Below are 14,080 nucleotides of genomic sequence, written 5' to 3' on the forward strand. Positions count from 1 at the left end.
GCGCATGAAGGAGAGTATTGTGAGCACGATTTTTAACAAGATTATTGAGGGTGAGATTCCCGGCCGCTTCGTCTGGAAGGACGAGCACTGCGTCGCCTTCCTGGACATCATGCCCCTGTCGGAAGGTCACCTGCTGCTCGTTCCCCGCGCTGAGGTCGACCGTTGGCCCGACCTTCCCGAGGAGCTGGCAGCGCACCTGTTCGCTGTGGCGCATAAGATTTCTGGTGCCCTGGACCAGGCCTTTGATAAGGACCGTGTGGCTCTGATGATTGCGGGCTTCGACGTTCCGCACACCCACATCCACCTGTTCCCGGCTGACGGCATGGCTGATTACGATCCCGCTAACGCGAAGAAGGACGCAACCGCCGAAGAGCTGGATGCGGCCGCTGAGAAGGTGCGTGCCGCCCTGCGCGAGCGCGGCCACGGTGAGTTCGTGCCCGAGGCATAAGCGCTTCCCGCAGCATAGTGTGTAGCTACTTAACACGAAGGAGCCGTCCTCTACAGGTTGAACTGTAGAGGACGGCTCCTTCGTCGTTATACCCAAACGGGCGAGAAGTTTAGTGCTTTTCAGCCTTGGAGATTTGCTCAGCCAGGTCCTCGGGGGAGAGGTTAGCGGAGGAGAACTCGGGGGTCAGCGGCAGGTGCAGCTGCAGACCGGTACCGGGGCAAATCTCGACCTTTGCGGAGCGCAACTTGAAGTCGACCACGTGGCCGCCGCGGGTGCGCTCGTCATCGATGAAGTGGGCGTGGCAGCCGGGCACCGAAATGCCCTGCTCATAGATGGGGGTGCGGAAGCCAACGATCGTGCCGGTCACGTTATCGAACTGGACGATGTCTTCGTTCTCGGTGGCGGCAACCATCTTCGGGTAGGGCTTTTCCTGCTTCTTCACGGTGCGGGTGCGGACCCACTCGAACTCGCCGTAAATTTTGATGGCGTACATGTAGTTTTTGGAGACGGTGAAGTCATCCAGAATGTGCGAGGCAGACTTACGCAGCAGGTTCAGCGGCAGTTCGCGCTTAATCATGGGCACGAAGTTGGTGACCACGGCGTAGGGGGTCTGCTGGCGCAGGTCGGGCAGAGACACGGAACCGTCGTGACGCACCTGGTAGCAGACGCCGTCGAGGACGACCATTTCGCCGTCGAGGCCGTTGAAGGTACCCACACCGAAGTTGCCGTGGCTCAGGAGCTCACCGATGGTCATCTCGCCATCGTAGATGCCGTCCAGCAGCTGGGACATGAGGCCGGTCTGAAAAACTTCGTTACGGAAAACAGTTTCACCGTTTAGGATGGTCGGCTGATATGCCATGAGATTTCTCCTCGTTACAGTGGATGCGGCGTCAGACGGGTCGGTCGGTCATCGGCGATACTCGCCCCAGCAGATGCTGAAAAGGGGAGGGCGGTGGGGAGAACACGGCGTTCGATGTCGTTTCTCGCGGAATTCGTAGGTGCCGCTGGCCGGGCGCACGCACTTTCATTGTACGCCCGTGTAGGAAGAACCCTGGGACTAGCGGGTACGACATCTTATGATGTGACCCTTGCACGGATCACCCAGGTGCGGATCACCCAGGTGTGAATTACCCAAGCGTGAATTACCCAAGCGCGGCTGACTTAGCGGGGCTGATATACCGCAAGTGACGCGAGGGCATAAAAATAGACTGGCGTTCCCTCCGGTTGCACGACGAAAAGGGAGGGAACGCCAGCACCAACAGCTTAGCCCTTAGAGCCGCTCTAAGCGCAACTCTAAGCGCAACTAAGACACACGAAGCTTATCGAGACAGAAAAATATTAGACACGAACCGTCACCAAAATAGTACGGCGAGCCTGCATTCCGCAGAAACCCTGCAGAAACCCCTCAGAACACACAACAACGGCCTATACGCTCCCCAAGGAACGTATAGGCCGTTGCCTGCTATCTAGAACTTACCCCAGAAACCCATCCCGGAATTTACCTCAGCGCGGGTGCGGGGCAAAGCTCAGAAGGAAAGATGAGACGCCAGCGAATTAGACGCCGTAGTACAGCTGGTACTCAAGCGGGTGCGGAACCAGCGAGAGCGGCTCCAGCTCGTTCTTACGCTTGTAGTCAATCCACGCCTGAATCAGGTCCTCAGTGAAGACACCGCCCTCGAGCAGGAAGTCGTGGTCAGCCTCCAGAGCCGCCAGAGCCTCCTCCAGGTTAGCCGGAGCCTTCTTGATGTCCTTAGCCTCTTCAGCGGGCAGCTCGTACAGGTCCTTATCGATCGGTGCCGGCGGCTCAATACGGTTACGGATACCGTCCAGACCAGCCATCAGCTGAGCAGCGAACGCGAAGTAGGGGTTAGCGGAGGGGTCCGGTGCACGGAACTCCAGACGCTTAGCCTTCGGGTTAGTACCGGTAATCGGGATGCGGATACCAGCGGAACGGTTACCCTGCGAGTACACCATGTTGATAGGAGCCTCGTAGCCGGGAACCAGACGCTTGTAAGAGTTCACGGTCGGGTTGGTGAACGCCAGAACAGCGGAGGAGTGCTCAATCAGACCGCCAATGTACCAGCGTGCGGTGTCAGAGAGGTTAGCGTAGCCGCGCTCATCGTAGAAGAGGGGCTCGCCGTCCTGCCACAGCGACTGGTGGCAGTGCATACCGGAGCCGTTGTCACCGAACACGGGCTTGGGCATGAAGGTCACGGACTTGCCCCATGCGTCTGCGGTGCCCTTGATGACGTACTTGAACTTCAGCAGGTCGTCAGCAGCCTTGGTGAGGGTGTCGAACTTGTAGTTGATTTCTGCCTGGCCGGCTGCGCCCACCTCGTGGTGGCTACGCTCAACCTCGAGGCCAACCTCGTCCATTGCTACGCACATTGCGTCACGCAGGTCAGCCTGCTTGTCGACGGGGGAGACGGGGAAGTAGCCGCCCTTGACGGGGGTCTTGTTGCCCAGGTTGCCGCCCTCTTCCTTGCGGCCGGTGTTCCAGGGAGCCTCGTCGGAGTCGATCTTGAAGAACACAGAGTTCGGCTCGACCTGGTAGCGGACGTCCTCGAAGACGAAGAATTCAGCCTCGGATGCGAAGAACGCGGTGTCTGCAATGCCGGTGGACTGCAGGTACGCCTCGGCGCGCTCAGCGACGCCGCGGGGGTCACGGTGGTAGGGCTCGCCGGTGCGGGGGTTCACGATGGAGCAGATGATGACCAAGGTCTTCTCAATGCGGAAGGGGTCAACGTACGCGGACTGAACATCGGGGATCAGCTGCATGTCAGACTCTGCAATGCCCTGGAAGCCGCGGATGGAGGAGCCGTCAAAAAGCTGGCCGTTGACGAAGAAATCGTCATCAATCGCCTTAGCGGGCAGGTTGAAATGCTGCTGCACGCCGGGCATGTCGGTGAATCGGATATCGACGAAGACTACTTCTTCGTTCTTGATAAAGTCGAGAACTTCCTGGGGGCTGGTAAACATGAGGACTGCTCCTTGTTTGACTGACCGTGAAGGAGGGTATCGTCCCTCATCGCATTCAGTCTGTGGTTTAGTTTTTGGCCGCGGGCAAAACCCTGTGACATATCAAGCATAGTGGTTATTCTTTGCGCGTGCGTGACTATCGTGTTTCGGTAATGTTACAAATCTTGGAAAGCTGTTGCATCAAAGGCAAACCCACAGCGCAAGGCACCAGACAAACACCCTGATTGCGAGAACAATCAGTGGACATGGTAAAAGGCTCCGGATTTTCCCCGAAAGGAAAAACCAGAGCCTTCACACCTATATAAAATCCTCAATTAGCGGCCGCGCATCGCACGACGGTCGGGGCGTGCACGCATCGGGTCAACACCCTTCGGCAGACCATTCATCGGGTTACGCATAGTGTTCAGAGTGCTCAGACGACCCGAAACAACCTGCATCTCCTGCTGAGTCAGAGCCTTCGGAAGCTTGTTCATGGTCTTCACAACGTCCTTAAGCTCAACCTGACCCTCTTCGTGACCGGTCTCAATCACATGAACCGGCACACCGGGAGCCACACGGTTCAGGTGCTTCTTCTCGGTGTTCACCAGGGAATTCACGCGGCTGTGAGGGCCCTCGGTCACCAGCACAATACCGGGACGGCCCAGCGCACGGAACACCAGATCCTGGTTGCGGTTCGCAGCAACGGGCTGCTCCTCAACAATCCAACCGCGGCGCACAGAGTTCATCGCCGCACCACTACGACCGGGCTGGTTCTCAATCTGAGCAAAAGCCGCAGTCTGCGCGCGGCGACCCAGCAGAAGCATCGCCACAATAGCGGCAACGCCCAGACCCAGAATCAGGAAAGTAACCCAGTTACCCAGAGCAATACCGATGAGGAGGAAAACCAAAAGGGTACCCAGAGCCGACAGACTCAGAATCCAACCGATATTCGGGTCGGACTTCTTGGTCATCTGGTAGACCTGCTTCATCTGGGCGAAATTGCCCGGAGTGCGTTCCTTCTTCTTTTTCTTCTCTTCGCGCTTATCTGCCACGATTCTTCCTCGGCTGGTTCTTCCGCGGCCCCGAGAAGCGCCTCAAACGCTCACGGAACCATAGTGACGTAACGATGCAGTGTATGCCTGCAATTTTTCTAGTTTACCCTACCCGCACAAGGGGCGGGGCATAAGGGGAGGCTCCCCGAACACCGGACGAACACCGGGTTCGAGGAGCCTCAACGCTCTCAGAAAGATTCTGAAAAGGCTTAGTAGCCTGCAGCCACCAGGGAGGAGGCTTCCTGCAGGGCTGCACCCTCACCCTCAATGTGGGCAAGGTTCTCAGGGATCGGGTAGCCGTTCTTACGCATTGCACGAGCCCACAGGCGACCTGCACGGTACGAAGAACGAACCATCGGGCCCGCCATAACGCCAGCGAAACCAATCTCCTCAGCCATGTTCGCAAAATCCACGAACTGCTGCGGCTTCACCCAACGCTCAATCGGGTGGAAGAGCGGGCCGGGGCGCAGGTACTGGGTGAGGGTAATGATGTCACAACCAGCATCGTGCAGATCGCACAGCGCCTCGTAAATCTCGTCATCGGTCTCGCCCATACCCAGAATCAGGTTAGACTTGGTGACCATGCCGCCTTCCTTAGCCTGGGTAATAACATCCAGGGAACGCTCGTAACGGAACGCCGGGCGAATCTGACGGAAGATACGGGGGACGGTCTCCAGGTTGTGCGCAAACACCTCAGGCTTAGCGTCAATCACCTTCTGAACATGCTCGGGAACACCCTTGAAGTCGGGGACGAGCATCTCAACGCCGGTGTTCGGGCACATCTTGTGAATCTGGCGGGTGGTCTCTGCGTACAGCCACGCACCGCCGTCTTCCAAGTCGTCACGAGCAACACCGGTCACGGTTGCGTAACGCAGACCCATGACCTTCACGTTCTTAGCAACCTTGAACGGCTCAGCATAGTCAACAGCGACGGGCTTGCCGGTCGCAATATTGCAGAAGTCGCAACGACGGGTGCACTCGGAGCCACCAATCAGGTAGGTTGCCTCACGGTCTTCCCAGCACTCGTAAATATTGGGGCAGCCAGCCTCTTCACACACGGTGTGCAGACCCTGACCGCGAGCCAGCTCGCGCATCTCGTTGTATTCGGGGCCAACGATAGCTTTGGTCTTAATCCAGTGAGGCTTCTTCTCAATGGGAACCTCAGCGTTGCGGGCCTCCACACGCAGTAGCTTGCGTCCTTCAGGTGCGGTACTCAAAAGTTTTCTCCTTGGTCTCGGTGTGCCCTCTGTACAGGTGGGCCACCTTCTATTTTACGCCCGCTCAGGCGTAGGTGAAACTGATTTTCGTATATGACGAACAAAGCCAGACGCGTTACGTGTACGGCCCGTTCGAAGCTTCTTGACTGCGTCTAACCCTGCGTTTAGTCCTGCGCCGCAATGGGCTCGAAAGACTCCGCCAGACGGTCCTGATACTTCAGAAGCTCCGCCTCCAGCGGCTCCAAAATATCGGCGGGGGTGACGGTGCGGCCCAGCTGCTCCGAAATGGTGGTAACACCCGCATCGCTAATACCGCAGGGAATGAACTGCTGGAAAGGTGCAGTGTCATTGCAGCAGTTAATCGCGAAGCCGTGCATGGTGGTGTTACGCGAAACGCGCATGCCCAGTGCCGCGATCTTCTTGTCCTGGGTGACGCCGTCGCCCAGAATCCACACGCCGCTACGACCCTCAACGCGCTCACCCTTAATGCCCAGACCAGCCAGGACGTTAATGATGATTTCCTCGATGATGCGCACATACGCCACCACATCAATGGGCTCGGGCAGACGCAGAATCGGGTAACCGGTCAGCTGGCCGGGGCCGTGCCAGGTCAGCTTGCCGCCGCGGTCAATCTTGACGACGGGGGTGGACTTGTCTGCGGGGTACTCGTGATCTTCGGTACGTTTACCGGCGGTAATCACTGCCTCGTGCTCAAGTAGAAGAATCGTATTCTGGCGGGTGCGGTTAGCCACCTCATCGTGGATGCGGTACTGCTCGTCCAGGCACTCAACATAGTTCACATAGTTCGGGGCGAAGCCCACGCGTTCAATCGTCACAGACATACTTTCTACCTTAGTACTGCTAATGGAGGGAAGAAAATTAGGGCGCCCTGAATCACGTGATGAGCGAACACGTCGGAATGTTACGTGAGGGTGTGCTCAAGGGGAGGGGGTGAATGAGCAGATAAATGCCTGAATTATTCTTTGGAGTACTTGAACTATTTTAGTTTGCTTAAAGATATTATTTGATGCAATTTGATAACATAATGGTATGAGAAGCAAAGAAGCACACGTTCTGGAAAGCATCGCCAACCCGGCTCTACCCACTCTGCAGATTGTCGAGTACCGGGGCGAAACCACCGAGAGTGCGCCCGCTACACGTTCCGTAACCTCCGCGCACCCCGGACGCTACACCCTGCGCACCATTTCTCAGCCCATCCCGCCAGCTCCTTCCGCCCAGCTGGCTCCTGCCGCACCCACTCTGCGCGCGGCAGCCAACGGGTACGGATTCGAGGAAAACACGGATGTATCCGCTCAGCGGCACGCCCAGACCCCGCAGGTAGCCGCCGCCCTACGTAACGCGCCCGGACTCGCCAAGCTCCACGCCGTTACTGGTGAGAGCACCGATAGCGCCAATCAGCTGTGCCTCTGGTACGAGCCCCTCGATGCGGGCACCCTTGACAAGCTCCTGCGCGCTCGCACCCTGACACCCGCCGAGCTCATGACCCTGGCGCGAACCCTGCACCGGGCGCTCGGCAGCCTCAAAAAGGTGGGGGAGGGGCGCGCCGAACTAAGCGCCGAATACATCGCTCTGAGCGCCGCCGGAGTGCCCAAACTCCTGCTACCTGACGCTGTCTACCGTGAAGCGGCCCCTCAAGATACGGAACAGCTCACCGCCGCTCGGGGCAACTACGCACGCTCCGCAGCAGCCCTGCTCTGGCAAGCCGCCTGCGGGCACGCGCCGGAACCCTCCACCGCCCGCGTACCCCTCTCACTGCGCATGGATTCACAGCGCATGGGAGCGGGCGGTATTGCAACCAATGGGGCGCCCAGTAGCGAGTGGATTGAGCGCCTCGGCAGAGCCCTCGAATACCTGCTGGACGCACCTGCCCAGGAGGCGGCGCTCGCTGGACTGAGCTCCGTGGTCGCCCTCGCGGAGGAGGTACCGCCTCGCCCGCTCAACGTCTACCTGAGCTGTTCAGAAAGAGCCCGCGCCCTAATTCCCGCAGCCGTGGAGCCTGCACCGGTACAGAAACTCTCAAAGGCGCAGAAAGCGCAACGCTACCTGGCGGAACACCTACCCCGCCTGAAGAAGCCGTTGAGCCCCACAAAGAGCCCCGCAAATACTGCACCCGCCCCAAAGAACGCAGACGCGACGGGCACATCCCGCCTCACGGTGCTACGCGGTGCGTTCACCCGCCCCACCGCGCGGCTGGGACTGGCCTCGCGGCTGGGCATCGCTGCGCTCGCGCTGGGGGCTATCGCGCTGCCTCTCGGGTTCACCCTCTACGGGCAGAATGCCTCGGCAACGGCACAGCCCGTATCCGCTCAAGCCGTGAACGCAGCGGGGGAGCAGGCACCCGACGGCACGGCAACGCAGGATCAGAGCGCAGAAGATAAGGCATCGCAGGGCGAGCAGATCCTGCGAGCCCTCATCGACCAGCGGAACCACGAACGGCGCATGCGAGGCGGCGCCGAGCTCACCCTAGACACCGCCGAAGAACTCAGCCGCGACAGCGAGAACATCCGCGTGATGGCGGTGGTCTCCGCACCCGGCTACCGCGCCGATAAAACCGAGCAGGAAGCCCGTAAACTCAGCGAAGAAAACGGCGTCACCCGCCAGAAAGTCATCTTCGACTTGCACCGCGGGGAGAAAGGCTGGGAGATAGCCCGCGCCGAACCCGTTCCGGCATAGCTGACGCTGTATAGCTGATACCGTACAGCTGACACCGTAGAAACGAGGGCACAACAAAAAGCAGACACAACAAAAGCGGCGGCCCCACCCACCGAAGTGGATCGAGCCGCCGCTTTTTGCTCACCGTCCGGGAAAACCCGGAGAGCTACGCTCGGCTACCCATCAGGGCACCGCCACAAGGAAACTTCCTTGAATCTTTGCAGGTCTTAGAGGCCCAGCTCAGACTCGAAGTTTGCCTCCTCCAGGCGGGTCTTGACGGTGTGCAGGAAGCGACCAGCGTCCGCACCGTCGACCACGCGGTGATCGTAGGTGAGGGACAGGTAGCACATGGAGCGGATAGCGATAACGTCGTTACCGTCAACATCCTTAACAACCATGGGGCGCTTCACGATAGCACCGGTACCGAGGATTGCAACGTTCGGCTGGTTGATGATCGGGGTGTCGAACAGTGCACCGAAGGAACCAATGTTGGTGATGGTGAAGGTCGAACCCGACAGCTCCTCGGGGGAGATGTCGCCGGTACGTGCGCGGCCACCCAGGTCGGCAATAGCCTTTGCCAGGCCGGCAATGCCCAGGTCAGAAGCGTTCTTGATGACCGGAACCAGCAGACCCTTGGGGGTGTCCACAGCAATAGCGATGTTCTCGGAGCCGTGGTAAGTAATCTGCTTGTAGTCTTCGGTCATGGAAGCGTTCAGAGCGGGGTGCTGCTGCAGAGCCTCAGCGGAAGCCTGGACGAAGAAGGGCAGGAAGGTCAGCTTAGCGCCCTCACGAGCAGCGAAGCCGTCCTTAGCCTTTGCACGCAGCTGAACGATGCGGGTCACGTCAACCTCGGTGACCTGGGTCAGCTGGGTGGAGACGTCCAGGGACTCACGCATACGCTTTGCAATAACCTGGCGGATACGTGCGGTCTTCTCGACGGTGCCACGCTTGGGGGAAACCTCGAAGGTGTGCGGTGCCTTTGCGGAACCAGCAGCCGGAGCAGCAGCTGCAGGTGCAGCGGCGGCGGGAGCAGCGGAACCCTTAGCAGCGATAGCAGCCTGAACATCCTGCTTGCGGATGCGGCCACCAACACCGGTGCCCTTGACGGTGGACAGGTCGATGCCGTTGTCCTTAGCGAGCTTACGGACCAGCGGGGTCACGTATGCTTCGCCCTCAGCAGCTGCCGGAGCGGCAGGTGCAGCGGGAGCTGCGGGTGCAGCCGGAGCAACAGGAGCCTCAGCAACCGGAGCGGGAGCTGCGGGAGCCTCAGCAACCGGAGCCGGAGCAGCGGGAGCAGCTGCAGCAGCAGCGTCGCCGATGATAGCCAGAACCTGGCCAACCTCTGCGTCCTCATCCTCGGGGATGCGGATCTCGAGCAGGGTACCTGCTACGGGGGAGGGAACCTCGGTGTCAACCTTGTCGGTGGAAACCTCAACCAGGGGCTCGTCAACCTCAACCTGCTCGCCAACTTCCTTCAGCCAGCGGGTAACGGTGCCCTCGGTGACGGACTCGCCCAGTGCGGGCAGTACGACCTCGATGCCTGCAGCAGCAGCTGCGGGAGCAGCCGGAGCAGCGGCGGGTGCTGCGGGAGCAGCAGGAGCCTCAGCAACCGGAGCGGGAGCTGCGGGAGCCTCAGCAGCTGCGGGAGCAGCAGGAGCAGCAGCGCCGGAACCGTCGCCAATGATAGCCAGAGCAGCGCCGACCTCGACGTCCTCGTCCTCGGGGACGAGAATCTGCTCGACAACGCCTGCTACGGGGGAGGGAACCTCGGTGTCAACCTTGTCGGTGGAAACCTCAACCAGGGGTGCGTCAACCTCGATGGTGTCGCCGACCTCAACGAGCCAGCGGGTAACGGTACCCTCGGTCACGGACTCGCCCAGTGCGGGCAGTACTACGGTGTGGGACATAATCTTTCCCGTTCTCCTTGTGAATGCTTGAACTAGAAAAATGTGAGCGGTGACCCGGATGCGCGCCGTATGCATTGAAGCACGTCGACGCGCATCCGGATAGGGGCGTTGTTCAGCGGATACGCCCGGCAACCGCTAACGACCAACGGTCGTCAATACTAAGCTGACGCGCTAACGCCAGTCAGCAAAAATTATGCGCTGTGCAGCGGGGTGCCGTTCAGGACCATTGCAGCCTCACCCAGGGACTCGTTCTGAGTCGGGTGTGCGTGGATGAACTTAGCGACGTCCTCGGGGAATGCTTCCCAAGCAACCCACATCTGAGCCTCACCAATCTGCTCACCCATGCGCTTACCAATAGCGTGAACACCAACGATGGGGCCGTCCTTCTGGCGGACAACCTTCACGATACCGGTAGCACCGAGGATAGCGGACTTACCGTTACCAGCCAGGTTGTACTCAGCGGTCTCAACGTTCTCAGCGCCGAACTTCTCCTTAGCCTTGGGCTCGGAGTAACCAACGGAAGCAATCTCCGGGTCACAGAAGGTGACCTTGGGGATGTTCACGTCTTCAACGATGGAGGGGTTCAGGCCAGCGATTTCCTCAGCAACGAAGATACCCTGCTGGTAACCGCGGTGAGCCAGCTGAACGCCGGGGACGATGTCGCCAACAGCGTAGATGTTGCCAACGCCGGTGTGCAGGCGCTCGTTAGCCAGGACGAAGCCGCGATCCATGGGGATGCCCTGCTCCTCGTAGCCCATGTTTGCGGTGTTCGGGCCACGACCAACAGCGACCAGAACGATCTCTGCCTCGAAGACCTTGCCGTCAGCCAGGGTGACCTTAGCACCGTTAGCGTCCTGCTCAACCTTCTCGAAGAGGGTGCCGGTGTTGAACTTGATGCCGCGCTTCTTGAACGCGCGTTCCAGAACCTTGATGATTGCCGGGTCCTCGTTGGGAACCAGGTTCGGCAGGCCCTCGATGATGGTGACGTCAACGCCCATAGCGTTCCACATGGATGCGAACTCGCAACCAATCACGCCGCCGCCGAGCACGATAGCGCTCTTGGGGAGGTAGTCCATCTCCAGTGCCTCAGTGGAGGTCAGAACGCGACCCTCAATGGGCAGACCGAAGGTCTTGGAGACCGAACCGGATGCCAGGATAATGTTCTTACCCTTGTACTCAACACCACCGACGGTGATGGTGTCCTGAGCGGTCAGCTTACCCTCGCCGGGGATAACCTCAACGCCCTTCATCTTCAGCAGGCCTGCAAGACCCTTGAACTTACCGGAGACGATGCCGTCCTTGTAATCGCGAACCTTGCCCATCTCGATGGACTGCAGTACAGCGTTAACGCCAACCTTGGACGCCTCGCGTGCATCTTCAGCCAGCTCAGCAGCGTGCAGGTACGCCTTGGTGGGGATACAGCCGGTGTGCAGGCAGGTGCCGCCGACCTTTTCCTTCTCGACCAGGCCGACGGTGAAGCCCAGCTGGCGTGCGCGAATAGCTGCAGAGTAGCCAGCGGAACCGCCGCCGAGGATGAGGATGTCGAATTCTTGAGCCACGATATTGCTCCCTTGCATAGTTGTTGGGGTTGAAACCCCTGCAATGAGTTCTTTTTACCAATTTATTGGTAGGTTCCTCAGCATGCGCGAAAGGCCCGCGAGCTCGAAAAGTCGCGCGCCCTCCACGTACGCAGAAAAACACTTAATACAACAATACCCCCGTTGAAGGTCGTTTAAGTTCACTCAGGGCGGTTTTAGCCGATTAATCGCCCAAACACCCCAAATTTTTCACTACGCAAGAAAAGGGGCGCGTCATAGAACAGTGCGGTGACAGGACCACCGCAGCGGTCGTACAGAACGCACCCTCGAAAAGACGCAGAGGAGGGCTCCCCGGTAGAAGTACCGGAAAGCCCTCCTCAGATCAGCTCTATGCTCTATGCTATGCGGCCGCACACCAGATAAGGGGCACCAGTTAGGATGCTCCAGTTAGGGTGCGCGCCCAGCCAAGCAGACTACTTAGCGTACGACTCGATGAAGTTCACCAGGGTAGCGGTACCGAAACCGGTGCCTTCCTTCGGAGTAAAGCCGTACGGGGATTCCTCGTTGAACGCGGGGCCCGCAATATCCAGGTGAGCCCAGGGGATGCCCTCGCCCACGAACTCCTTCAGGAACAGGCCCGCAGTCAGCGCGCCACCGTAACGGGAACCAATGTTCTTGATGTCAGCAACGGGGGACTCCAGGCTCTTACGCAGGTAGGACTCCAACGGCATCGGCCAGTACGCCTCACCCGCAGCAGCACCGGCTGCAATCACGCGGTCACGAATCTCCTCGTCACCGAGCAGAGCCGCAGTGCGCAGACCCAAAGCAGCCATAGCGGCACCGGTCAGGGTAGCGATATCCAAGATGACGTCCGGGTTCGACTCGGAAGCCAGAGCGATACCATCAGCCATGACCAGGCGGCCCTCAGCGTCAGTGTTCAGAACCTCAACGGTACGGCCATCACGCATGGTGATAATGTCCTCCGGGCGCAGTGCGTGACCGCCGGGCATGTTCTCAGCCAGGCACAGGTAACCGGTCACAGCAACCGGCACATCCAGCTCAGCGGAAGCAACCACAGCGTTCAGCACGGCAGCAGCACCCGCCATATCGCACTTCATGGTCATCATCGAAGCGGCAGGCTTCAGCGAGTTACCACCGGTATCGAAGGTAATACCCTTACCAACCAGAGCAACGTGAGCCTTCGGGTTCTCCGGGGTGTACTTCACAACGGCAAGAACCGGCTTGCGGGGCGAACCCTGACCAACACCGGAAATGCCGCCGAAGCCCTCCTCAGCCAGGCGGTCGTGGTGGAACAGCTCAATCTCAATGTTCGAGTAATCCTCAGCGACCTCAGCAGCGAACTCTGCGAAAGTCTCCGGGTACAGGTGCGACGGAGGCAGGTTCACCAGACGGCGAGCATCCTTAGCGGTCTCACCCAGAACCAGGGCGTGCACCAGAGCCTCTTCAGCCTCTTCCTGATCAATCGAAGAAACAATCAGAATGGACTCGATCTCTTCCTGGACCGAATCCTTGGTCTTGAAACGCAGACCCTCTTCAATGAAGTTGCCCAGCACAGCGCCGTGAGCAATAGCCTCAATTTCCTCTACCGAAGAAACGCCGAAATCGAAAGCGACCTCCTCAGCGGAACCAGCCAGCTGACGAGCCGCAGAACCGGCGGCGTAGCGCAGAGCATCCAGGCGCTCCTGACCCTCAGCGGTATCGGAGCCCAGACCCGCCAGCGCCACAATGCCGGCACCGGTGTCCTCAAGACCGGGCAGACGCAGCAGCTGATCGGGTGCGCCCGAAGCGCCCAGCGCCTCCAGCAACTCGTTAATACCCTCAACAGAGTCCTCAGACAGGGAGCTCGGCGCCAGGTACGGGCCGTCCGAACCCTTCAGAACGCCCAGAACCAGAACGTCAGCTTCGAGCGCTTCAAGGTCGGTGCTGTGAATAGACAGAGACAGAGACATCGTTACTCCTTTGCGTATGTCTTCTCAAATAGTCGGGGCACATCCTCGCGCCCGAAAAACTCAACTGTAGGCCCTCGAAGAGTGAGGATGAATACCGCCGCGCAAAGCCACGCGGACTACTGCTTCTACTCTACACGGATATGTAGGAGGGCGTGAGGTTCAGCTCTCACCCCGAACAGCTGGCAGAACAGAAAAATGCACAAGAAGCCGAGCTGCAGCGCCTTAAGAACGTCGACGAGACACCAAGCAAGTTCACCTACTGCGAGAAAAGCCCGCACACTGTCGAGACAGGGCAGTAGTGGCATAAAATGAAAGAC

General features: G+C 59.3%; 10 protein-coding genes. 2 read left to right on the forward strand and 8 right to left on the reverse strand.

The genetic code is table 11. From position 1 onward, the window contains the following. Positions 1-19 precede the first annotated feature (19 nt). The gene (locus tag LPB405_RS07735; protein ID WP_219101067.1) at positions 20-448 is read left to right on the forward strand and encodes an HIT family protein; all 429 of its coding nucleotides are present in this window, start codon (positions 20-22) and stop codon (positions 446-448) included. Between the two features lie 109 nt (positions 449-557). On the opposite strand, the gene budA is transcribed toward LPB405_RS07735, so the two are convergent. The 5 genes from budA to lipB form a co-directional block, all read right to left on the reverse strand. Then, on the reverse strand, positions 558-1,307 hold the full coding sequence (gene budA, locus LPB405_RS07740) for an acetolactate decarboxylase (RefSeq protein WP_219101070.1): 750 nt from the start codon (positions 1,305-1,307) through the stop codon (positions 558-560). A gap of 695 nt (positions 1,308-2,002) precedes the next feature. Next, a complete protein-coding gene (gene glnA / locus LPB405_RS07745) occupies positions 2,003-3,427 on the reverse strand; it encodes a type I glutamate--ammonia ligase (protein ID WP_060824576.1) in 1,425 nt (474 codons plus the stop codon). Between the two features lie 314 nt (positions 3,428-3,741). Continuing rightward, positions 3,742-4,458 (reverse strand): DUF4191 domain-containing protein, encoded by a 717-nt coding sequence (locus LPB405_RS07750; protein ID WP_219101072.1) that lies wholly within the window; start codon positions 4,456-4,458, stop codon positions 3,742-3,744. 209 nt (positions 4,459-4,667) lie between these two features. Then, on the reverse strand, positions 4,668-5,675 hold the full coding sequence (lipA, locus tag LPB405_RS07755; RefSeq protein WP_005505472.1) for a lipoyl synthase: 1,008 nt from the start codon (positions 5,673-5,675) through the stop codon (positions 4,668-4,670). 164 nt (positions 5,676-5,839) lie between these two features. Further along, entirely contained in the window at positions 5,840-6,541 is a 702-nt protein-coding gene (gene lipB / locus LPB405_RS07760) for a lipoyl(octanoyl) transferase LipB (RefSeq protein WP_256387664.1), read from the reverse strand. 184 nt (positions 6,542-6,725) lie between these two features. Here lipB and LPB405_RS07765 point away from each other — a divergent pair, with 184 nt between their 5' ends. Further along, a complete protein-coding gene (locus LPB405_RS07765) occupies positions 6,726-8,369 on the forward strand; it encodes a peptidase (RefSeq protein ID WP_219101074.1) in 1,644 nt (547 codons plus the stop codon). A gap of 206 nt (positions 8,370-8,575) precedes the next feature. Here the strand turns inward: LPB405_RS07765 and sucB are convergent, their stop codons facing one another. From sucB to LPB405_RS07780, 3 genes are all read right to left on the reverse strand, one after another. Continuing rightward, a complete protein-coding gene (gene sucB / locus LPB405_RS07770; RefSeq protein WP_219101076.1) occupies positions 8,576-10,255 on the reverse strand; it encodes a 2-oxoglutarate dehydrogenase, E2 component, dihydrolipoamide succinyltransferase in 1,680 nt (559 codons plus the stop codon). A gap of 191 nt (positions 10,256-10,446) precedes the next feature. Beyond that, a complete protein-coding gene (gene lpdA / locus LPB405_RS07775) occupies positions 10,447-11,832 on the reverse strand; it encodes a dihydrolipoyl dehydrogenase (protein ID WP_219101078.1) in 1,386 nt (461 codons plus the stop codon). Between the two features lie 434 nt (positions 11,833-12,266). Further along, positions 12,267-13,763: a leucyl aminopeptidase gene (locus tag LPB405_RS07780; RefSeq protein WP_219101080.1), complete on the reverse strand. Its 1,497-nt coding sequence runs from the start codon at positions 13,761-13,763 to the stop codon at positions 12,267-12,269. Positions 13,764-14,080: the final 317 nt, after the last annotated feature.

Source organism: Rothia mucilaginosa, from assembly GCF_019334805.1.
GTDB lineage: Bacteria > Actinomycetota > Actinomycetes > Actinomycetales > Micrococcaceae > Rothia > Rothia mucilaginosa_C.